The organism is Sphingobacterium sp. UBA5639 (genome assembly GCF_002421245.1).
Lineage (GTDB): Bacteria > Bacteroidota > Bacteroidia > Sphingobacteriales > Sphingobacteriaceae > Sphingobacterium > Sphingobacterium multivorum.
Genome location: NZ_DIJR01000011.1, coordinates 1 through 23241, shown reverse-complemented (window position 1 = coordinate 23241; position 23241 = coordinate 1). Strand labels below are relative to the sequence as shown.

General features: G+C 37.7%; 23 protein-coding genes. 10 read left to right on the top strand and 13 right to left on the bottom strand.

Annotated features, from left to right (window positions below):
• Positions 1–3: 3 nt before the first annotated feature.
• The 4 genes from B4Z90_RS07905 to B4Z90_RS07890 all read left to right on the top strand — a co-directional run bounded on the left by B4Z90_RS07905 (position 4) and on the right by B4Z90_RS07890 (position 5126).
• Positions 4–3690 (top strand): DUF6443 domain-containing protein, encoded by a 3687-nt coding sequence (locus B4Z90_RS07905; protein WP_286801825.1) that lies wholly within the window; start codon positions 4–6, stop codon positions 3688–3690.
• A 4-nt stretch (positions 3691–3694) separates the two neighbouring features.
• Entirely contained in the window at positions 3695–4111 is a 417-nt protein-coding gene (locus B4Z90_RS07900; protein WP_286801824.1) for a hypothetical protein, read from the top strand.
• A gap of 107 nt (positions 4112–4218) precedes the next feature.
• Positions 4219–4683 carry a DMP19 family protein gene (locus tag B4Z90_RS07895; protein ID WP_286801821.1) on the top strand — a complete coding sequence of 155 codons (465 nt, stop codon included), beginning with the start codon at positions 4219–4221 and terminating at the stop codon, positions 4681–4683.
• A gap of 59 nt (positions 4684–4742) precedes the next feature.
• Entirely contained in the window at positions 4743–5126 is a 384-nt protein-coding gene (locus B4Z90_RS07890) for a DUF2750 domain-containing protein (protein ID WP_286801820.1), read from the top strand.
• A 145-nt stretch (positions 5127–5271) separates the two neighbouring features.
• Here the strand turns inward: B4Z90_RS07890 and B4Z90_RS07885 are convergent, their stop codons facing one another.
• Entirely contained in the window at positions 5272–6045 is a 774-nt protein-coding gene (locus B4Z90_RS07885) for an XRE family transcriptional regulator (RefSeq protein WP_286801818.1), read from the bottom strand.
• Positions 6046–6123: 78 nt separating this feature from the next.
• Between B4Z90_RS07885 and dinB the strand changes: the two genes are divergently transcribed.
• The 4 genes from dinB (at position 6124) to B4Z90_RS07865 (ending at position 12078) form a co-directional block, all read left to right on the top strand.
• A complete protein-coding gene (dinB, locus tag B4Z90_RS07880; protein ID WP_286801817.1) occupies positions 6124–7308 on the top strand; it encodes a DNA polymerase IV in 1185 nt (394 codons plus the stop codon).
• Complete coding sequence (locus tag B4Z90_RS07875) at positions 7289–10225, top strand: DNA polymerase III subunit alpha (protein ID WP_286801815.1); 2937 nt, start codon at positions 7289–7291, stop codon at positions 10223–10225. Before dinB ends, B4Z90_RS07875 begins: the two co-directional genes overlap by 20 nt.
• A 63-nt stretch (positions 10226–10288) precedes the next feature.
• Positions 10289–11587, top strand: coding sequence for a PIN domain-containing protein (locus B4Z90_RS07870; RefSeq protein WP_286801814.1), 1299 nt, complete (start codon positions 10289–10291; stop codon positions 11585–11587).
• 17 nt (positions 11588–11604) lie between these two features.
• The gene (locus tag B4Z90_RS07865; RefSeq protein WP_286801812.1) at positions 11605–12078 is read left to right on the top strand and encodes a hypothetical protein; all 474 of its coding nucleotides are present in this window, start codon (positions 11605–11607) and stop codon (positions 12076–12078) included.
• Between the two features lie 13 nt (positions 12079–12091).
• Here B4Z90_RS07865 and B4Z90_RS07860 read toward each other — a convergent pair whose 3' ends face one another.
• Positions 12092–13120 carry a helix-turn-helix domain-containing protein gene (locus B4Z90_RS07860; protein WP_286801811.1) on the bottom strand — a complete coding sequence of 343 codons (1029 nt, stop codon included), beginning with the start codon at positions 13118–13120 and terminating at the stop codon, positions 12092–12094.
• 136 nt (positions 13121–13256) lie between these two features.
• On the opposite strand from B4Z90_RS07860, the gene B4Z90_RS07855 reads away from it, so the two are divergent.
• Both B4Z90_RS07855 and B4Z90_RS07850 read left to right on the top strand, forming a co-directional pair.
• Positions 13257–14063 carry an SOS response-associated peptidase gene (locus B4Z90_RS07855; protein ID WP_286801810.1) on the top strand — a complete coding sequence of 269 codons (807 nt, stop codon included), beginning with the start codon at positions 13257–13259 and terminating at the stop codon, positions 14061–14063.
• On the top strand, positions 14064–14309 hold the full coding sequence (locus B4Z90_RS07850) for a hypothetical protein (protein ID WP_286801809.1): 246 nt from the start codon (positions 14064–14066) through the stop codon (positions 14307–14309).
• Between the two features lie 44 nt (positions 14310–14353).
• Here the strand turns inward: B4Z90_RS07850 and B4Z90_RS07845 are convergent, their stop codons facing one another.
• The 11 genes from B4Z90_RS07845 to B4Z90_RS07795 form a co-directional block, all read right to left on the bottom strand.
• On the bottom strand, positions 14354–15337 hold the full coding sequence (locus B4Z90_RS07845; protein ID WP_286801808.1) for a DUF6602 domain-containing protein: 984 nt from the start codon (positions 15335–15337) through the stop codon (positions 14354–14356).
• Positions 15338–15417: 80 nt separating this feature from the next.
• Positions 15418–16497 carry a DUF559 domain-containing protein gene (locus B4Z90_RS07840; RefSeq protein WP_286801807.1) on the bottom strand — a complete coding sequence of 360 codons (1080 nt, stop codon included), beginning with the start codon at positions 16495–16497 and terminating at the stop codon, positions 15418–15420.
• A gap of 256 nt (positions 16498–16753) precedes the next feature.
• Positions 16754–17203, bottom strand: a complete 450-nt coding sequence (locus tag B4Z90_RS07835) for a TraQ conjugal transfer family protein (protein ID WP_286801806.1) — start codon at positions 17201–17203, stop codon at positions 16754–16756.
• 12 nt (positions 17204–17215) lie between these two features.
• Positions 17216–17776, bottom strand: coding sequence for a conjugal transfer protein TraO (locus B4Z90_RS07830; protein ID WP_286801804.1), 561 nt, complete (start codon positions 17774–17776; stop codon positions 17216–17218).
• A gap of 19 nt (positions 17777–17795) precedes the next feature.
• A complete protein-coding gene (gene traN, locus B4Z90_RS07825) occupies positions 17796–18692 on the bottom strand; it encodes a conjugative transposon protein TraN (protein WP_286801803.1) in 897 nt (298 codons plus the stop codon).
• A 17-nt stretch (positions 18693–18709) separates the two neighbouring features.
• Positions 18710–20023, bottom strand: a complete 1314-nt coding sequence (gene traM, locus B4Z90_RS07820; protein WP_286801802.1) for a conjugative transposon protein TraM — start codon at positions 20021–20023, stop codon at positions 18710–18712.
• Between the two features lies 1 nt (position 20024).
• A complete protein-coding gene (locus B4Z90_RS07815) occupies positions 20025–20300 on the bottom strand; it encodes a hypothetical protein (protein ID WP_286801799.1) in 276 nt (91 codons plus the stop codon).
• 51 nt (positions 20301–20351) lie between these two features.
• The gene (gene traK / locus B4Z90_RS07810; RefSeq protein ID WP_286801798.1) at positions 20352–20975 is read right to left on the bottom strand and encodes a conjugative transposon protein TraK; all 624 of its coding nucleotides are present in this window, start codon (positions 20973–20975) and stop codon (positions 20352–20354) included.
• A gap of 12 nt (positions 20976–20987) precedes the next feature.
• Complete coding sequence (traJ, locus tag B4Z90_RS07805; RefSeq protein ID WP_286801797.1) at positions 20988–21980, bottom strand: conjugative transposon protein TraJ; 993 nt, start codon at positions 21978–21980, stop codon at positions 20988–20990.
• 3 nt (positions 21981–21983) lie between these two features.
• Positions 21984–22616, bottom strand: coding sequence for a DUF4141 domain-containing protein (locus tag B4Z90_RS07800; RefSeq protein WP_286801795.1), 633 nt, complete (start codon positions 22614–22616; stop codon positions 21984–21986).
• Between the two features lie 11 nt (positions 22617–22627).
• The coding region (locus tag B4Z90_RS07795) for a TraG family conjugative transposon ATPase (protein ID WP_286801794.1) at positions 22628–23241 on the bottom strand (614 nt) is incomplete at its 5' end.

Sequence of the window (23241 nt, the reverse complement as noted above, 5' to 3'; positions counted from 1 at the left end):
ATCATGAAAAAATCAATTCTATTTATTTTGTTGTTTGTAGCACAAATCATTTGGGCACAGACACCAACAACCAGTGAAAATTTTATTTATACAAAAACATACCTTTCTGCAGACGGAAGTAAAAAAACAGAAACTGTACAATATTTTGACGGATTGGGAAGAGCTAAAGAAATTGTTCAGGTAAAAGCAACCCCTTTAAGAAAAGATTTGGTGTTACCCGTAACTTATGACCAGCTTGGGAGACAGACCAAAACCTTGCTGCCCGTTCCCGTGGCTACTGCCAATTCCGGCATCCATGGTATCGATGAAAACACCGTAAACAGCTATTACGGAGTGGCCAATGCATTTTCGGAACAAAGGCTCGAAAACTCTCCCTTAGCTAGAGCTCTCGAAGTATCCAGTCCTGGAACAGAATGGTCGATGGCCACCGGTCATACCGCTAAAATGCTGTATCTTATCAATACTGATGCCGATCAGGTAAAAAAATACAATACTTCAGTTTCCTGGAACAATGCTACCCTTACCACCAGCATTAGCAGTGTGTCGTTCTATGATGTCAACCAGCTTTCAAAAAACGTATTAACCGATGAAAACGGATATGTAACCATAGACTTCAAAAATTCCGAAGGCAAAACCGTATTGCTGAGAAAAGGAGAAGGTGCCGATAAGCTGGACACCTATTACCTCTACAACAATTACGGGCAGCTGGCCTTTGTGATCTCTCCCAAAGCAGACCAGCAGATTACGTCCGGCAACAATACCGTAACCACACAGATCCTGGATGATCTCTGCTACCAATACGTTTATGACAATAAATTCAGGCTGGTAGAGAAAAAACTGCCGGGTAAAGGCTGGGAATATATGGTCTATGACCTTCAGAACCGTTTGGTAGCCTCCCAGGATGCCAATATGAGAAACAACCCTGAAAATCCTAACAGGTGGATGTTTACCCGTTACGACAGGTTGGGAAGAGTGATCTATACAGGCGAGTTTACCGGAGGAACCAGATTGCAGGAGCAGAATAACGCCAATGCCAAAGGGCTGAATAATGAGAGCAGAAGCACCGCTACCTTTACCCTGAACGGGCAGGAGATCTTTTATACCAACACTGCGTATCCTTCTGCTACGTTTGTTCCATATACGGTTAATTACTATGATACTTATCCCTACAAAGGTAAGAGTTTAGAGTTTTTTCCTCTTACTACTGATGTGCTTACTTTCTATATGACCAATACCACACAGCCATTCTCCAGCAATGGGATCAACAGTATGAGAAGCCTCAAATCTATGCCGACCTCATCCTATGTCAAAAACCTGGATGATGACAGTTGGTCGGTTTCCCATATCTGGTATGATGCCTTGCTACGACCTGTAGGAAGCAAAAATCTCAATCATTTAGGAGGTTATACGAATACCGAAGAAGAACTAGATTTTTCAGGCGCGGTAGTAAGAGTCAATACTTTTCATAAAAAAACAAGTTCCGATACTGAAACAGTGATCAGAGAAAGATTTATCTATGACGACCAGTACAGGGTGAAGCAGCACTATCACCAGGTGAACGGAAATACCGAAGAGCTCCTGGCACAATATGCATACAATGAGCTGGGACAGGTCTCCAAAAAAACAGTAGGAAACGGGATTCAGGATATCGACTATACCTACAATATCAAAGGAATAGTTACGAAAGTTAATGACCCTTCCAACCTCAACGGGAAGCTTTTCGGATATGAGCTGAAATTTACCTCTACTTCCGATGCTTCAGTAGCACCCGCCAATTACAACGGGAATATCACCGAAATGACCTGGAAAAGTACCAGCGACAACATCCTGAAAAAATACAGCTACCGCTACGACCAGTACAACAGGCTGTTGGCGGGAGTATACCAGGAGCCGGAAACCACCATTCCCCAGAATGGCTTCTACAATGAAACCATGAATTATGATGCCAACGGGAACATTACCAGTCTTCAGAGGAACCAGAAAAACACTAGTGGTTTTGCAACGCAGATTGATAACCTTACCTATGCCTACGCAGGCAATAGACTTCAGAGCGTAACCGATAGCTCCCAGAACTATGCCGGTTATCCCGATGTCTCAGGAAACACCATCGGGTATGATGACAACGGAAACATGAAGAATCAGGTAGATAAAGGGATATTGCAGATTGATTATAACGTACTGGACCTTCCGAAAAAAATCATTTTTAATGAAAGCTATCTGGTAAGAGACGGATTTTTCGGACTGGAGGAAACCCGGAATATTACCACCCAAAATTCCTACCGAGCGGATGGAGTAAAGCTGAAAAAGCTTTATACTTATGGGATCGCTAAAAGTGCCACAGAGGCATATAAGCTTACTGAATATCTTGACGGTTTTCAATACGAAGTTGAAGGGACAGCTTTGTTCGGTTCCCTATTGAAGTTTGTTCCCACTTCACAAGGATATTACAACTTTGAAAACAATAAATATATCTACACCTATACCGACCATTTGGGAAATGTGCGTCTCAGCTACACTAAAGGTACCAATGGCAGTGCAGAAGCTCTTGATGAAAATAACTATTATCCTTTTGGGTTAAAACAACAAACACCTTCAATAGGTGTGGGAAATCCTGCATATAAATACCAGTACAACGGCAAAGAATTACAGCTGGAAACCGGATGGAACGATTACGGGGCAAGAATGTACATGTCTGATATCGGAAGATGGGGTGTAGTAGATCCACTAGCGGAATCATATACATCACATACTCCTTATGCCTACGTTATGAATAACCCTATGATGTTCTTTGATCCCAATGGAATGCTCTCTCAATCATTCATAGATAATATTATGGGGTCAGCAAATGAAACCACATGGTATAATACAGGGATAGGATTCACTAGTAGTGGTGGAAAATCGATGGATTATGATGGAAATACTATCAGCTGGGGACAAGATTATACACGAAGTCTACTATCAAGAGTTGGAGTAAGTTACAGCGGCGGTGGCGGTGGTGGTAGCAGTGATGTTGCAGGAGAACATATATTACCACTTGTTTGGGTAGGTAATCCTAGTAGTATATCTTGGGCTTGGCAGGCACTTGCTTATCAACAAGATTTTGCCGAAAAATTTAATGCTCATCAGGATTTCTTAGCTGAACAACGACATTACTATTTGATGAATGCCGGAAGGCTGAATGATGGGCCAATTCGCTATGTTGGAGGTGCTGGTGATGCGTTTGGAATCCTTGAAGTTGGGGGGATGATACTTTCACAAACTAATGGAGGGAAAGGAAATTACATTTTGGCCGCTTTAATGTTTACTAAAAGTGGTAATCCAAATAGCCTTTTAAAGCTTGCAAATGCCGAAAAGGGTGCTATCTTTGGAGAAGCTTTATCAAATAACTATAAAGCCAATTTTTTTAAGGCTAATCCAGGATTAGAAGGAACAGTAGTTGTGCATCATGCTGTTGAACAACAAGTTTTAAAAAGATATCCAGGTCTTGTAACTGAAAGTGAGATGCATAGTTTGGAAAATCTTCGTGGAATTCCAAAAGAAATAAATAGCGATGTACATTTGAGTCAAATTAGAAAAATTTGGAATAGATTTTATAAACAAAATCCCAATCCAACGAAGCAACAACTTTTAGATCAAGCAACATTAGTTGATCAACAATTTGGACATCAGTTTAATCCAAAATTAAAATAAATATATGTATAAATTAATTGAACCAGAGGTGGCTGGAGGATTAGGAGAGAAGACCGAGCTAGATAATTCTGTATTTCCTCCTCTTGTAAAAAAATTAAATTATGAATTTGATGGATGGCTCGGAGATGACATTCTAGAATCTTTTCCTTGTTATATAATGACAGAACGTTTAAAAAGAACTATAGAAAGTGAAAATCTATCAGGAATAACGTTTGATGATGTTCTTATATCGAAATCTGAAACTTTTTTAGATTTATACCCAGATAAAGAATTACCTACTTTTTTTTGGGCAAAAATTAATGGGGAAGATTATCAGGATGATTTTTTTATCACTGAACAAAATGGTTTGGCAATTTCTGAAAAAGCATATTCCTTGTTTCAAAAATTCAATATAGACCAAGCTGATTTTGAAGAATTATAATAAGTCCTTTCTATAATATAGGTGAAAACAAAGCCACAAAGTGGCTTTGTTTATGAAACATTCTTTAAGTGAAAAACTATGTCTAATGTCATTTAAATCAATTGTAAATGGAAGATACCATTGCAAATAATTATGAAAAAGCAGTCAGTGGACTAAATGAGGAATTATTAAAGAATTGTGATAATTGGTATAATTACGTTTTAAATTTACCAAAAGATCAACAAGTTGTTTATACTGTTGTTTTAGTCAATGGGCAAGTGGAGAATGGTGGCTTTCACCAGTATTTTTTCAATTCTTATGGGCAATTTGCTTATTTGACCATCAAAAATTTAAAACTAATAGGAGCCAATGAAAGAGCACAGTTGCTAGATACTGCAACTCATCTTGTTAACGAAGAATATTTCATTGAAGATAATTTCAGACATCTAATTTTTAATAGAGAGCTACAGAAAATTGTAGACTTCGATGAAATTCTATTCAATAGATTAAATGAATTGGATGATAAGTACTATGATATGGAAGAAGAAAATGTTTATGATCTCCTAGAAGGTTATCTTAATGTACAATCATAAAAATTAATATGAAGCTTTTAGAATGGAAAAATACCAAGACTATCTAAATAAACAAGCCTATGCATCCAAAAGAAAAAGAGAACATTTTAAAATTAGATCCGTTTAAAAGATATCAGCATTTTCTAAAAAAAATAGCAGATTTTGAAGAGCTCTGGACAATTGTTGATGAAGATGGAAATTATGCTATTTCTGAAATAGATGGCTACAAACTCATTTCTTTTTGGACTGTGGAAGAGTTTATATTTTCAAATTTGAGTGATGGGTGGGAAGATTGTAAACCATTTAAATTAATTCTAGAAGATTTGCAAAATGAATTATATGAAATCATTGCTACAGAAAACTACTTAATCAACGTGTTTCCTATTAACGGAAAGACTGGTTTCGTTGTAAACATTAACGAGTTTAAGAGAGATTTAGATGAAGAATTAGATAAACTACAATAGAAGGATGATCTGATATTGTTCTGATTGAAGAGTCATTATATAAGATTCAAGAAAAGGAAATTTTTACCTTCAATATTTTTTAATACCGTCTCATCTAGGTGAGACGGTATTTGTTTTTATAAGAATGTGAGATTCTCGTATGGTGTTATTGGGAGTCCTTTAAAATTTTCAAATCACCCTGAATTTCCTGGAACATCTTGATGAGTTGTTGATTATCAAGGTTATTAGATTTTAAATCAAATTCTTTAGTAGCAATACTCATGGCATATTCCCAGATTTCTACAATATTTTCTAGGGGAATATTGTAAGGTTGGTAAAAAGCATTATCTGCTTTGACTGTGATTTCTTCTTTACCAATTTCTGTCAGGCGTTTATAGGTGATCCCTTCATTTCGCGTGACAAAAATATAGCTCTTTCCGATCTTGAGATCAGTCAAGCTTTCAGTGTATTTTCCGATCACATAAGCTCCGTCCTGATGCGGTGGCATACTGTCTCCTTCGGCAGGAAATGCACGATACTTTCCGTTGGTTAGGAAAGGGAATACAAGTTGCTGCAAGCTTTCGATATATTCAGGATCACTATATCCATTGAGGTAACCCATCGAGGCTTTTGCCGGAACAATTTCAATAACATTACTACCTGTCATATCAACTTTAATAGGTAGCAGAATTCTATTATCTGGAAGCTGTAAAATCTCCTCAAGATTGTATTTTCTGAGATCAACAGTGAGAAGCAGGTCAATACTGATTCCATGATAACGTGATAAACGGATCAGAATTTCTATCGGAGGTTCGGTAGATCCGTCCTCATATTTCGCATATCTTTCACGTGTAATAATGAGAATTTCAGCCACTTCCCGCTGGGAAAGATTCTTTTTCTGAGTCCTTAAAAAACGTATGTTATCAGAGAGTATTGACATTTTGGTAAAATTACTACCAATAAAAATAGTATAAATTGTGATATATGTTACCAAATTTGTACTAAATATTTTAGTAAAATGAATAGGGCGATTGTACATTGTGATCTCGATACATTTTTTGTTTCGGTTGAACGGCTTCTCAATACCAGTTTGGAGGGGAAGCCTGTGCTTATTGGAGGTGGTTCTGACAGGGGGGTAGTAGCATCATGTTCTTATGAGGCAAGAAAGTATGGAGTACATAGTGCAATGCCTATGAAGCTGGCACTTCGGATGTGTCCTGAAGCAGTCATTGTTCGCGGTGATCACGATCTCTATAGTCATTATTCAAACATGGTTACGCAAATTATAGAAGAATGCACACCTGTCGTTGAGAAAGCGAGCATCGATGAACATTATCTGGATATCACGGGTATGGATAAATTCTTTGGGTGCTGGAAATGGACGCAGGAATTGCGTCAGCGGATTATTCATGAAACAGGACTGCCAATAAGCTTTGGGCTTTCGGTCAATAAGACTGTATCGAAAATTGCGACAGGTCAAGCTAAACCTTGCGGTGAACTTCAAGTGAACTCCGGAACAGAAAAACCTTTTCTTGCACCGCTTTCTATTCGCAAAATTCCGATGGTAGGAGAGAAATCCTATACACTGCTCCGAAATATGGGTATCTCTAGGATTGCAACACTTCAGGAAATGGAGGTTTTTACGATGCAGAAGGTTCTTGGAGAAAATGGTGTCGTGATCTGGAAGAAAGCCAATGGGCTGGATGATAGTTTGGTGCTCCCATACCGTGAAAAAAAATCTATGAGCAAGGAAACTACCTTTCAACAGGATACCATTGATATGGAAATGCTGAAAAGAGTTTTGACAGAAATGACGGATACGCTTGCCTTTGACCTTCGAAAAGAAAAGAAATTGACAGGCTGTGTAACCGTGAAAATTCGCTATTCCAATTTTGATACGCATACACAGCAGCTTAAAGTGGGCTATACAAACTCGGATAGAAAGTTACTGGAAACCATGTGGATGTTATTTAAAAAGCTATATAGCCGAAGAATGTTGATCCGGCTGATCGGGATCAAGTTTTCATCATTGGTTTATGGGGAATATCAAACGGATCTTTTTAACGATAGTGTTGAAGAAATAAACCTAATGCAGGCAATGGACAAGATCCGTCTGCGTTTTGGGTCGGAATATGTTATGAAGGGATTGTGTGCACCTGATGTGGTGGGAAAAGGAGAGCGAAATGTTACTAAATCTGCATAGTTATTATAGTCTTCGTTATGGAACTTTAAGTTTAGAAGACCTGATCGCTGGAATGACTGCTGGCGGATATGATACCGCTGTGCTAACCGATATCAATAATAGTTCAGGTTCCATTGATTTTATAAAGAAAGGAATGACAGCAGGATTAAATCTTCTTGCTGGAATGGAATTCCGGGAGGGATCTATGCTGCGGTTTATTACCATTGCCAAAAACGAACGTGGTTTCAAGGAAATCAATGATTTTCGAACTAAGCTGAATTTTGAAAACCGTTCAGTACCTGAGCGTGCACCGGAGTTTAAAGAAGTTTTTGTTATCTATCCATTTTCAAGAATGGACGAGTTTCCATTACATGAGTACGAATTTATCGGAATTAAGCCAGCAGAAAGAAACCGTCTGATGCTATTAGATAGAAAATCCTTGGAACGATGTGTGATTCTGGCTCCGGTGAGCTTTCGAAAATCGGATTACATTCTTCATAAGCAGCTCCGTGCCATCGATAATAATTTATTGTTTTCTCAATTGGAGCCTGATATGATCGCCGATGAAAATGATTTTTTTGTCTCAAAGGCGAAATTGATGCGGTTATTTTCGGATATGCCACAGCTGCTTATTAATACCAATAAACTAATAAGCCAGTGTTCCTTTAATTTTGATTTTTCATCTGTAAAAAATAAAGCCACCTTTACTGGAAACCGTTTTAATGATAAACAACTGCTTTATAAATATACAATGGATGGCTTTGGGCGTCGATATGCAAAAAATGATAGAATTGCTACTGAACGTATTCAGCGGGAGCTTGAGATTATTGAAAACTTACGATTTTCCAGTTACTTTTTGATAACCGATGATATTTGCAGATATGCGCGTAGCAGGGATTTTCATTATGTGGGGAGGGGATCGGGGGCAAATTCAGCTGTAGCTTATTGCCTTGGGATCACCGATGTTGATCCTATTGCTTTGAATCTACCCTTCGAGCGGTTTCTGAATCCCAAAAGAAAAAGCCCTCCGGATTTTGACGTTGATTTTAGCTGGAATGAGCGGGACGAGATGTACGATTATATTTTCAATCGATATCAGAGTGGACATACTGCTTTAATGGGCGCAATGAGTACTTTCAGGTCTAGAAGTATTCTTCGGGAGCTCGGAAAAGTATATGGACTTCCCAAAGCTGATATTGATCGGTTGGTTCATGAACCTGATCATATGCTCAATAAGAATGAAGTGACTAATACCATATTGAGTGTTTATAATAAGATGGCTGATTTTCCGAATCAGCGTACGATCCATGCAAGTGGAGTCCTTATCTCAGAGCAACCATTGACCTGTTATTCAGCAATGGACAATCCTCCTAAAGGGCTACCGACCATGCAGTTTGATATGTATGTTGCTGAGGATATAGGATTTGAAAAGTTTGATATTCTTTCCCAGCGAGGAATTGGCCATATCAAGGATTGTAGGGAGATCGTTAGGGAAAACCTTGGAGAAATAATCGATACTGGGAATCCAAAGCGTTTTTTTAAAGACGAAAAAATCGCAGACCAATTGAGATCAGGAGATACCATCGGTTGTTTTTACATTGAGAGTCCTGCCATGAGGCAGCTCATCACAAAGCTTAAATGTGATGACTATTTAACGCTGGTTGCTGCTTCATCTATCATCCGTCCTGGAGTTGCATCTTCCGGTATGATGGGTGAGTATATCAAACGCCATCATGATCCTTCTATGGTAATCTATCCGCATCCGGTATTTAAAGAACAGCTGGAGGAAACTTACGGTGTAATGGTCTATCAAGAAGACGTAATGAAGATTGCCAACGCTTATGGCGGGCTGGACATGGCGGATGCTGACGTACTGCGAAGAATGATGTCAGGAAAGTATAGAAGCAAGGATCACCTTATTGAGATAGAAGATAAGTATTTTTCAAATTGTAAAGCTAAAGGTTATGATGAAAAGGTAAGTCGGGAAATTTGGAGACAGATGGAAAGTTTTGCAGGTTATTCTTTTAATAAGGCCCATTCAGCGTCATTTGCAGTGGAAAGCTATCAAAGTCTATTCCTGAAAACCTATTATCCATTAGAGTTTATGGTGGCTGTTCTTAATAATTATGGTGGATTTTATAACCGGAAAGTTTATGTAAATGAGGCCAGGAGGGCAGGAGCTAATATCTGTTTGCCCTGCGTCAACAGATCAAAATTCAATACTGCTATCTATGGAAAGGATATCTATCTGGGTTTTGATGTGCTATTGAATTTGGAAGGCAAACTGGCCAATCTTATTGTTAGCGAGCGCCTTGCTGGTGGAGAATATAAAAGCTTAGAAGATTTTTCAAGAAGAACCGGTGCAGGTCTTGAACAGATTGTTATTCTGATCAGGACTGGAGCATTTCGTTTTTTAAGTTCTAGCAAGAAAGAACTTTTGTGGGAGGCGCATTTGATGTTGAATAATCAGAAAACCCAAAAAGTTGTGGGATCTCTTTTTGAAATATCTTCAAAAAAGCCGGTTTTACCCAAACTGGATGAGAATGTTTTGGAAGACTATTACGATGAAATGGAACTTATCGGTTTTTGTGTTTCGGGGACTTTGTTTGATCTAGCCAAAAGTGATTATCTAGGAAATGTAAATGCTGTAAAACTAATGGAGAATGAAGGACAGATCATAAGAATTGTTGGAGATTTTGTCTGTGAGAAATTTGTAAAAACCAAACGTGGTGATCTCATGAAGTTCGGGACATTTTTGGATTCAGAAGGAAGATTTTTTGATACGGTACATTTTCCCCAGTCTTTGGCGAAATTTCCATTGCGGGGAGCAGGGTTGTATCTTGTAGAAGGGAAGGTAGTACTTGAATTTGGCTGCCCAAGTATTGAAGTTATCAAGTGCGGTAAAATGCCATTAAAAGCAGATCCAAGGAGTGAGTAAAAATTATTGATGTTTTCCTTGTCCAGATAAATTTTGTGCATTGATTTTTTATATCTTAGGATAATGGAACTTCAGACAAGAAATTTAATCATAGATACTCAGTATTTTGTTCAGAATGTATTTGATTTTAATAGAAAAGAATTGGTTACACTACGCAATTTAATTGAAAGTGGTTCAGCAAATTTATATCTTACTGATATTACTATTGCAGAAGTTCGAAAACAGATAAGGGAAAAATTATCATTGGCCTATGATAAGTTTGATACAGGGGATACTAGGTACCTGAAACCATTACCAGAATTTAAAAAGATATTACAATCGACTAGAGAGACTTTTGTAGAGGAAGTTTTAACACGCTTCGACGAGTTCTTAGAAAAATGGCAGGTAAAAATAATAGAAAGTAATGAGGTGAACTTTTTACATGTACATGAACTATATTCTAACATGAAACCTCCATTTAGTGTAGCAAAAAAGAAAGAGTTTCCTGACGCTTTTGCCCTTGAAGCAATACGAATGTGGAGAGATAACAACAAAGAAAGCGCGTATTTAATTTCTAAGGATGATGATTGGCAGAGGTATATTAAAATACATAAAACTACTGTTAATGAAGAAACGGCTTCTCTTTTATATTTAGAAGACATTTCTACTTTTATTGACGATGTTATAAGAAAAGAAGATGAATTCAAAGATCGTGTAAAGTTAGCTGATAATGCATTAAAGACGCACTGGAATACAATCAAAGAAAACATCCTGAAAAAATTGAAAATGCATGGATTTGAGTCTTATGGTTTGGAAGATGAGGAAATTGTTGATGTGTATATACTAGATTGCCGTTTATTGCAAAGCGATATTCTTGAGGTAAAAGATTCGAAAGCATCATACGAATTAGAGTTAGATATTGATTTAATTGTTAAGTTCTCAGCTCCTGATTATGAAAGTGCATATTATGATAAGGAAAATCAAGAGTATCTTAATCTAAAAAATGTTGACATATTTTCTAAACAATGGATGCTAAAAGATTGCGTAATTGACTTCACCTTTAATGATAAACCTAAAGAAAGTTTTAAAATATTAAGTTTAGAATTTGACCAAGAAAATTTTCATGTTGATTTCGATGATTTTATAGACATAGAAGAATGGAGAGAGAGTTTAATGGTCATTGTTTGTGGGGTACATAACGGAGAATTTACGACAACTGGTTTGGGGTATATGGAGTTCCAAAATATTAGTAAAGCTAAAGAAACATTTCCAGAATTAAATATCTATTCGCATTCAAAAAATTTTACGGCTGCACAGGGAAATAAAATTACCGACTCATTGAGATTTGAAACTTGGAAGGCGGTAGAATATTATTCTACCTAAACAATGAGAAGAAAATCATGTATTATAGTCCATTTGAACCTGTCACAAAATACGTTCTTAATGAACTGGTCGAATCAGGATATGAAAATTTTGTGCTTCAGCGGCTCAGTTGGCCAGGAGTAAAGGAAAAAACTGGATTTCTATTGACTCCATATGATGAAAAGAAAGATGCTATAGAACATGCTTTGCATCTAGATCCTAAAGAAGGCAAATCAATACAAATGCCTGATGATATCGAAAAGCTCGACTCTCTTTTAGTTTTTGATTCGGCTTTTCGCATATTTTTGAATAGAATTAAAGATGAAAGTTGGGAGTCATGGATGAAAAAAATTTACGAAAAGAATATTATTAATTATCTACGAACAAAAACACGGTTCAAGAGAACAAACCACCTAGACGTGTATTTTATTTTGGACCATGCGAGAGTTATTGCGGAAATAACCGATGGCGAAACAAAAAAGAAAGTATTTGCCATTGAATTATTAGAGTAAGTTAGATATATTTTTAAATAAACATGTCAACCTTTGGAACAGTATATTTGAAGATTATAGGTCCATCTAAAAACTCATCACTTCTTGCAATAATTTCCAGGTGAACTTCAACTGGAGTTTTGAAAAAAATGGCAATTTGACTATTAAAGATATCTTTTGTTTCCGAATTCTGTTTTACTGATACCGCGATATTCTTGAAACGCTCTGGTGTACGTTCAAAAATATCATAGTCAATATGGTAACTATGTTCGACATGGTTGTTAACGGGAAAATAAGCTGTGTAATTCATCGAATGCATAAAAATATTTGTGGCCGCATCCTGCTTTTCTTGTTGAACTCTTTTTTCAAGTTCTTGGGTTAGTAATACTTGGTAATCAGGAGACTTAAAAATTCTTACTTCTACATCAAATTCAATTGATTTATTGGAGTTATTAATTGCATCAATTCTGATTTGTCGATGTTTAGTTCTTCGTAAATCAGGCTCGGTAAAATATGAATTAGCTACTCGAAAGGCTATATCGTTTTTTCTGTCTTTTACAGATATATGACGTAAAGCGTACATTTTCTCAAAATCATCACGTTTTAATTTTCTTGTAGATGTTCCTACTCTAACAAACCCGCTTCCGATGTCAAAGCGAAAACCATTCTGATTTAGGTCTTTCTTAAATAGATACGGGAATTTATCATTGTCAAACAATCTAAAATAGGCCAACTTATGGCCATTATGAATGATTTCGGCGTATTCAAAGTTGATTTCAGGCTCAATATATTCATTGACATATTGTTGATATGAAGCCTGATCATTTAGATTTTCAATTGGTGAAAAGCTATCGGCCACACCGCCAACTTCTTCAACCCCAATAATGATGTATTTATCTTCTTTGGAAATGAAATTTGCAAAGGCCATTATATCTTTTAAAAACTCTGGCTTTTTAGGGGCGTTTTTTTCTAAAGGATATTGTTCCTTTTTAAAGTCTAAATGAGAGTACTCACTTTCGTTTTCAATCTTGTTAGCAACGATTTCTTTAATGTCTGCATTCATTCTATAAAAATAGTAACTCTTATTCATTCGATAGCTTTAAAGGCGATTAAAATAAATGGCAAATTTTTTATTATTTGAAAAAGTGGAGGCGAGTTCTTATCTTCAAATAGCTGTTAATTGGTAACTGCTATTTAATATGATAAGTATGTGTTGGGATATTTCATTACACACCGATATTGAAATTGTTAAGGCGGCATATCCTCAGTTAAGAGATGAGCGCCAGCAAATGGAGTATGATTACAATTATATGGAAAACGTTCAGGCAATAACATTTCCTAAATACCCAATATTATATAAAGACAAAGAAGGGACTGGAATTGCCCTCAAGGAGATGGAGTGGGGAGTATTGCCAACTTTCATTACTGATCCTAAACTTCAGGTTGACCGAAGACGAAATATGGTAAATGTGCGTAGTGAAAGAATTTTGGAAGATAAGAAATCCTATTGGTACCGTTTACGGAATCAACGCTGTTTAATTCCAGTGAGCGGAACATTCGAACATCGAGCGGTCAAAGGTTGGAAAAAGAAAGTTCCATATTATATTGGTCAACAGGGGAGAGATTTGTTTTATATCCCTGGATTATACCAGTGGCATGAAACAGTTGATCGTGATGGTGTCGTTGAGAAGGTCGGATCTTTTGGCATGCTTACCAGAAGTGCAAATGAAGTTATGGCAAATATCCATAATGATGGCCCTAACAAGCATCGTATGCCTTTGTTCTTGCCTGAAGATTTGGAAAAGTCTTGGCTTGAAAACATCAGTGAAGAGGAAATGCTGCCAATTTTTAATTTCGATATACCAAGTTTGGAACTTAATTTCTATCCGGTTTATACCTTGCGGGGATATCCTGATAGACCCGATGGAAAACATCGGTTTGAGCCATTTGAATGGAAGGATCTTCCGCCATTGGGTCATGATGATGCACAACAATCTTTATTTTAAATGCGCTTTGCTAAACTGAACATAAAAGTGTTGTATGCACTGGATAAGATGGGATATACCGTTTTACGTAGCGTTAATTCAGTTGATGATGAAAACCCAACATGGATTCCCGAAAAAGTTAAGGATGTTTTCCAGTATATTTTAAAAATGGATTGCGAGAATGCACTTCTTGTGATTAGTGATGCAATAAATAATATCGATCCTAAAGATTTGAAGGGGGAAGTATTACTCGATTCAATTTTATAAACAAAAAAGGATCAAAATTTTGATCCCTTTTTGTTTATATAACACTATATACTAAGATTCTTTAAATAACTATCGGTTATCTCGTTGAATTTTTTGACATCACCAGGGCTTGCATATCTGATGTCTACGGCACTCGTTTCCCACTGGGTTGATCCCATACCATACATGCTTGATACCATATTGGGATTATAAGTTCCCTTAAGTAGAGCTATAATGTCAAAAGCAAATTCCGCAAAATAAGATTCGAAATGGTCCAATTTAATTCTGTAATAGGTACCGTCTGCTAATTCTATACATTTCGATTCACCGGAAAAAGATAAGGATTGATTCCTAGGAACACTATTAAAACTTTCATTCTGAAGAAATAGCTTTCCACTGTAATATTTATCAAGTTTTTCACTTCGGAGGATGAAACCTCCATAAAAACCTCTTAAAGATGCCGCTTCTAATAATTCATCAAGAGCTGCAAAATCGCTGTCATTTTTTTCTAGGAGTTCAAAAAATACGGTAGCACAAAAGAAATTCGAAGGGAGGTATAACTTTAACGGTTGATTATTCGGATCTATTTTAGCTAAAAGTGGATTAAGTTTAGCCAGTTGTTCAACAGCTTTTTTCGCAGACTTTTTATTAAAGGTAGATTTTACCTCGATAACACCGCGAACATATTCTACAGGAATTGCAAGTGACCTTCCCTGGGCTGATGAATCTGCACTATCATCAATCCAAAGGATGGGTGATTCAAGTTGGTCATAGATGATTACATCATAATGAACAGTATTTTCCGAATTCGGTATTCCAGGAGAAATAATATAGCCTGAGGTAACGCCATAACGTTTTGGCAAAAAATTCGAAAGCCATTTTCTGAATTCAGCTTCAGCTACAACGCCGTGTTTTGTTTGAACAGCCCTTTTTTTGCTAAGTTCCCGGGCTCTATCGTAGGCAGAGAGCATTTCATCTCTTGCAACAAGGAACTGTTTCCATCCTTGGTTTGGAATTTGGACTTTCAATGGTGGAGCCTTTTTTTCCATGCTATAAAATGAGAATTAGGTTATTAATTGAAAAGTGATTTATGATAATGTTAAAAGTGGACTTTGTTTATTTAAAAAAATTAATTCTCATAATGATTTTGAATGTCATCCAGTACTTCTTCTAAATTTTCAGTTATTTGCTTTCCCGAATATCGTAATGAACGAACTCCAATTTTTTCTAATGCAAGATTTATTCTCTTGTCTTTTTCTTCATCATGAAACTCTTTCCCATCACAAAAGACAGCCAATTTTTTGTTAGCAAAATAGAAATCGACTTCTGTAATTAAGTTTTCCTGACCAATCCAAACTTCATCTTTTTGCATTTCATAATAATTAGAAACAATTTCCCCGGATTTAAATATGCTCGTCTGAATTATTGGATCTAAATTTTTGATGTATAGACCCTGAAGTAGGAACAGTTCAATCGGAGAGTCACAGCCGTAAAGTCTTCGGGAATTGGTATTATCAAATTTTCTAAAGTATAAATTACTCTTATGCTTCCTGAATTTGGCGTTAATCTGTTTACTATAAAATTGATTTTCAGGGATTATTACTTCTTTTTTATCAAAAATAGGTGATAAAAAATACATTCCCCATGTAAAGCCAACTGTATCTGTATAATCTGAATATCCTATGTTTGAAAAAATTCCGTAATCCATTCCAATTCCATTTGTCCAACTCCTAAACGGATTAAATTCTGTAAAAACTGAACCGCCCTCTTGACATAGCTCTTCCAAATCAAACTGTTTTAATAAATCACTATGCCAGGGATCAATTTTATTGTTTTTTGTCATTGGTAAAAGTGAAACGCTATATGGAAGGCCAATGATCGCCCCGTCAGGACTTTCTTCGAAGGCGTAACAATTCAGAACAAGTTGAATTGCTTGAAATTCTGTTACACCTATACTTTGATAATAATCATATTCTTCTTCAAAAGGATTGACAAATACTACAGATGAACTTTCTCCATTAAATGTACCATTCTTTCCAAGATATGCGAATCTTGATTTTGTCAGGGGGAGTAGACCATTTAGTGTATGAAAATCAAAATTTAAAAGTGGAGGTAGTTTTTTATAGTCAAAATCAAAATCTCTGCCTGCTGGAAATTCTTTGTAATATTTTAAATTTTCTTCTAAAAATTTTGGTCTATTTGTAATCATGGATCAATAGCTTCAGGAAATAGTATTGTTATTAGTAGGTTAAGTAAATTTGCCGAATCCAGCAATTTTTCATGAAACTAATATACAAAATACCTAATAAATTTGTTCTTTGATGCAGATTTTGAATTATGGCTATAAGTTGAGTTAATATTGGATATTGTTGTAGCTATGTGGAATATCTTAGCTTTGGATCTTTATGAAAAGATGAAACCATCATTTTTAACATTTAGTGATGGCTTCATCTTTTTTAAGAGAATTAATCAATATTGTTGAATTGAAAACTTAATTGCCTTTCATTTCCAAAATTATCCAATATCCAAATATCAAAAGATTGAGCAACGGTAGATTGTGAGGTATAATAAAAGGTGATCTCCGAACTTTTTGCATCTGAAAGGAAGTAGACTTTATTGGGCATAAAAGGCTTTTTTTCATTTGTGCCAATCTGATAGTTCAGGTTGCCGCTACCATCATACTGGAAGTACCGAAAGAAATATTGGACTCCGGAATATTTCCCGGTGTTTTGGATTTTCATGGAAATAGCTTCTGTTTGTCCAATAGCAATCGCTTTATTTACTGGAAGCACCTTGACTTCAAAAGGAAAGTTCTGCTGAATATCCAATTCGTCGCTTTCGCATGATGATAGGATTGTCATGCATAATAATATTATGATCCAGCTTGAGTTGAATGTTTTAAATAAAGTTTTCATTTGATTTATATTTTAAAGGTTAAAACGTAATCCGATTCCTGCTGAAGGGCGAAACTGATTGTATTTCGTTCCCCATAAATACTGAGCTTTGCCTTGCAGAGAAATAATAATGGTGTTGGTGAGGTAGGTTTCTATAGAGAGCCTTCCACCAGTGCCATAGACAAAGCCACTATCGTTTTTGATTTCTGCACCGTCAGCAAGAATCCTGTCATTTTTATTGATAAGCTGATAACCTCCTGTGGCTTCAATAGCGGTATTCAAATTGACCCTTTTACTAGGCAATCCCAGTACATAGAAACTGTATCCACCAGCTGCTAGAAATGATTCTACAGGTAGGTTAATTTCTTGGTAAATGCTTGTGCGCCTTTGATATTCTGCTCTCCAAAAGTGGTAATTGCCTCTTTTGTGATTGGTGCTGAATTCCAGTGCAATCGAATAATTCTTGCTTACCTGATGATCGGAGAACGTTCCCATATTTATTGCAATCGCTTTTTGCCTCGGCAATAATCGCTGGGCAAAAGTTGGTTGATAGAGAAATACTGCTAATAAGCAGCTATAGATAAATGCTTTCATGTTGTTTAAAATGAGATGGTTATTTGAGTCTTAAGGGGAGGTCTTTTAAAGGAATTGCTCGGATAAGATCTTCATTATTGATCTCAAGCTTCTGGTGTCTTCCGCCGTTCTTTTCACAGATCTCAATGATAAGTTGCTTATCATGGTCAAGAGTAAACTGATCTAGGAGGTATACTTCACGTCCATTATCGTTTTCCATGATTTCCTCAATGCCACTGTAGGTCCGAAGAATGGTGAGTGGTTTTTCCTGAGAAACAGTTCGTTTGGCAATCCTTTGATCAACTACCTTCAAACTGACAAAGTCAATGGGAAAGGAGACATTGGTCCTGTTTTGCAGATCGGTATGGAAATAGTATTTTCCCTTGTGGATGTAGATGCCTTTTAATGCAAACTGGATCCCAAAACTTTTGCTGGCAATATGCCTGAGATCATTTTTATTCCTTACGTAGATTGCTTCCATCAGTTGATCACTCATCGAAGGGGCAAATCCCAGCTCTTCCAGCTGAACTATTTTTTCAGATTCTCGGACTTGTCTTTTCATTTGCTCCAGATCATAGCTGAGCACAGTAGGATAGGCGCTGTAATACACATTAAAGCTGTAAAACCTTCCATCATCGGTTATGACTGAAAAATTGGACTCACCCTCAAAGCCTTCAACCGCTGACTTTATTCGAAGGACATTGCTTGCGTTATCAGCTTTCTCCGCGGTAAGGAAATCACTTCCCAGATCAACGTATTTAATGGCCGAAGGGAAGATAAGATGACTTGTCTTGTTGTAAGTCACCTCCATCTGATAGGGCGCTAAGGAACCTTTTTTTAAGGGTGCAGTTATAATGGAATCCTGTTGTGAATAAACAAAATTACAGGTAGCTGTAAAGGAAATGATGAAAAGTATCTGCTTAATAAACTGTGTCATAATCGTAAATTTTTAGGTTAATTTTTAGAAATCAGAAAGACATGATAACCGTCTTTCAAAGTCACTTTGGGTGTCCTGATTTTTTTTGACAGAAATCCTGAAACACCCTGGATCAATCCTTTTCCAAGTTCGCCTGTGATCTGCTGTCCGGCGGACCGGCTCATCATGATATTGGTTCCGGCGGACTGGCTCATATTGGCGGTCACTTCCGAAAGTGCATTTAACTCAGGCGTGTAAGGAAGATTAAGTCCCAATTGACCATCAAGATCATACACCAAAATATCAACAGGAAGAATGTTACCGTTTGTCTCCAGTGAGGAAATTTTAAGCTGTATTCTTCCACCTTGGATTTTTGCTATTGCCGATAAAATTGATCCCTTGGGAATAGTATGTTTTGAAGTTTTCACATCTTCGAGTAACCTTAGCTTGACACTGCTTTCTTCGGTAATGGTTTGGGTTCCATGAACAATTGCCCGGATACTGTTTTTCAGAGCGCATTGCTTGATGGAACTTGCTGGTCCAAAAAAGCGTGTATTTCTAGCTTTGCTCCATTGGTTTAGAAATAGGCTATCGGACTGCTCCCTGTACAAACTTGAAATAATGCGACCAGATGCTGGCAGCACAGCGACTAGCGATTCTTTTTGGTTTGACTTTTTTTGGTCTTCAGCTACATTAGCGGGTACTGGGGAATTTGGAATTGGCGTTGGTAGGTATTTTGCTGCCATTTGATAAGACTTTTCCATCAGTGCAAGCTGATTATCAATGCTTGCAGATACTGGAACTTCGTCCTTTCTTTTAAGCTCATCCTTAAGATCCTGAACTTCTTTTTTTAGCTGCTGGGATTCATAGTTATTATCACTGCTATAAAAGGATCCCAGCGTTTGCTGCGCGTTCCGGTAGCTGTTTATCGCGGCAGAGTTTGGATTAGGTGTATTTAGTAATCCGTTTTCCGTTTGGTTTTCGGGCGATATGGTTACAGAACTATCACCATTCCAGTAATCCGAAAGGGTAGTGAGCGCGCTGTTTTGAGCTGCCGTTTTTTCTTCAAGGAGTTGCTGTTCATAAGCTTTTTGCTTGTCAGCCTGTAAAGCTGCATCCGTAGCTTGCGGAACTGCACCATTCAATCCATCTTGGTCCTTCAGGTTTTCATTTTTGGAGGGACCAAAAATGAGGTACATACAGCCTAAGAAAACAATTCCAAAAAGCACCATAATCAATGGTTTTTTATAACGCTGTAAAAGCGATAGTGATTCTGTTGTAGCAGAATCTTGAATTTTGTCTTCCGATTGGTCTATAAGAAGACTTATTCGTTTATTTTCTGTCTCTTTCATGTTAGTCTTGTAGTTTGTTTTGGGGAATATGAATTGATTTTGCTCTCTGGGTCTGGATATCCGAATTATCTATATGATCAATGCGGAAATCATGTTTTGGAAGCGGATACCCTATGCAGATCTGTAGTACAATCAGAACTGTAATGATCAGATAGCCCAGGAACATGTAAATGGTATACGCTCGCTGCTTTTTTAAAGGAAGCCTTCGCCACCTTTTATCCAGTGTATTTGTCCATACGTCCAGATTGTTTCGAAGTTGATATATCTTTTTTAACATGATATTTAAGTTTTAAAAAGAGCATGGGCGGCAAGAACCCATGCTCCGGGTTTAACGTTCTACGACTTCTACATCACGGTTTTCAAGCACCCTGAACTTTTCAATGGTAAAGCCCTGGGGATTGGTATCCGAGCGCACCGAATTGATCAGTGAACAGGAGGTCACCATCGTCCGCTTGGTGACATTGCTTGATCGGGTGATAAATTGTGTAGCGTAGGTTTTGGTATCGTAGGGATAGGTATTGAAATCACATACGATGCTATCTATCTGAATGCGCTGCTGTACATTTCCTGAAATGATCCGGTTGAAATAGCCTTTTTCAGAAAGGTCTTTGTAATAGGTAAATGCCGTTTCATCTGCCATATTGAAAGCTCTCTTCATATTATTTTCAATGGCATTTTTATCAGGTGCCAGCGTAAAAAACAGTTCATGAAACCGTCTGATATGCTCTCTGGCTTCAACAGGACGGTTGATACTTGCATCTTGGGATAGCGCAAGCATGAGGGATTTTCCGTTATCCAACACATAGATCTTTTGTCTTTGCTGCTCTGCAAATCTGTAGGATTGCCAAATGCTAAAAAGTACAAGTGCACCGCAAACTGTCGCAAAGATGATGGCATAAAGACGGATCTGTCTAAAACTGTTTTCGATGTTCCTTAAGGTTTTAAATTCCATATTCTGCTTGGTTTATTTGAGTAATTGACCTGCAATGTTTCCTCCAACTGCACCTGCACCAGCGCCAGCAATGTTTCCAGTCTTTGTCGCCATCCCGGTAATGTTTCGGGTAAAGTTTCCAGCGCCACCGGCCTGAATAATCCATCCCGTAACGGTTGGAACTGTAAAATATCCGATGATGCCAATAATCATGTAGATGATGTAAACGGTATCCGAGGAATCGGGAATGAAATTGGGATCGGACAGTTTTTCGATATCCCTTTCCAGAATCAATGACTGGATTTTGGAAAGCATGGAACTGAACAGATCAGCAACTGGAAGCCAGAGGTAAACTGAGATGTACCTCGTCAGCCACTGGGTCAATGTGCTCTGGAAACCATCCCATACGGAAATCGCAAAAGCAATAGGGCCAAGGATTGAAAGTACGATGAGAAAGAAAGTCCGTATCGTATCAATGACCAGTGCCGCAGCCTGAAACAGGATTTCAAGAAACTCCCGGAAGCCATCGCGTATCTGCTTTTTGATCTCAAACATTTCCCGCTCAATGTACATTCCGGACATAGTGACAAGGTCTGATGGTGACCAGCCTAAATCTTCAAGTTTCTTATCGAATTCCTCATTGGAAACCAGATAGGCAGTTTCCGGATTCCGGAGCATGGCTTCCCGCTCGAGTAAATCTTTCTTTTCCTGTAATTTATTCAGATCAAGTACCTGATCTTCGAGCATCCCATGGGTTCCTTTTACAATCGGGCTCAGAACCGTATTGATGCTGCCGAGAACAATTGTTGGGAAAAACATAATGCAAATTCCAAGGGCAAATGGCCTTAAAAGAGGAAACACATCAATGGGTTCGGCTCGGCTGAGTGCCTGCCAAACTTTTAGGGACACATAGAACAGTGCACCCAGACCTGCAACTCCTTTGGCAACCGCAGCCATATCGGCAGATAGAGGGAGCATCTCATCATAGAGCCCCCGCAATACTTCGTGTAGATTATCGTACTGCATGACTTACCAATATTTTTGAGTGGAAGTTCCGTAAAGGTCGAGGACACGTTGGGTATTGTTTTTCTTTTTCCCACGGAGGTAGCTGATGGAAATGTTTTTATTGGTGTAATAACGAACAAGGTTATGATAGTCTTTTACTTCCTTGTACACGCGGTCAATTACATCCATCCGTTCCTTGTCATTCAGGGAAAGTCCGTTGGCTGAAACAATCTGCTTAAGCTCTTTTAAAAGCTCCACCGATTCGTTGAGCAGGGTAGAATAACCATTGGCAATAGCAGCCAGTTCCTTAGGTGAAAAGTTGGGATCGTTCATCATTCTCCCGAAATTGTTGACGTACATTTCCGACACATCGCCGACCAAAAGGACGGTCTGCTGTACTTTTCGGGCATTTTTGACCAGGTTGTTTATTGCTTTGAGCTTATCGTAATATTCCTTGCCCTGATCATAGACTTTTTTGACTTCATTGAAATTCTTCACGACATTGCTCACCGTCGATGAGGTTTGGACGATCTCATTGGCAGAATTAAGGATTCCTGAAGCAAGGTTTGCCGGATCGGTTACCACAAATTGTGCTTTAACCTGGCCCGTGCCAGCCATAATTAGGACTGAACACACGATAAATAGTAGTTTTTTCATTGGATTTGATTTTAATTTTGATTATTGGATTCTTTTCTTTTTTCAGCGGTGCGCTTGATGGCAAGCTCCATATCGCCGCCGAGCTCTTCGGAAAGGCGCATCACCTCAAGCTTTTCAGATTCCTCAGTGGTATAGGCAAGGTATTCCTCAGTAGAAACTTCTGTGGCGTATACTGCGGAATGGGTACCGCCGAGACCGATCCAAACTTCCTTATAGAACCTTTTAGGATCGTTGTTCATGTTAATGGAGAGAATCTGCGCCCGCTCCTTGTCCGTCAGTCCGAGCATAGCCTGTATATCATCAAACTTATTCATGTACTTTCGTTGGTCAAGTAGGATTTTGCAGTCTGAATTATTGATGATACTTTCCTTGACAATAGGCGACTGAATGATATCATCTACTTCTTGTGTTACGACAATGGCTTCACCAAAGAATTTTCTGACTGTCTTAAAAAGATATTTGATATACTCAGCCATGCCTTCCTTGGCAATTGCTTTCCAGGCTTCTTCAATCAAGATCAATTTGCGGATGCCTTTTAGCCGCCGCATTTTGTTGATAAAGACCTCCATGATAATGATGGTGACAACGGGAAAAAGAATCTTATGATGTAGGCTAAGCACCCAGC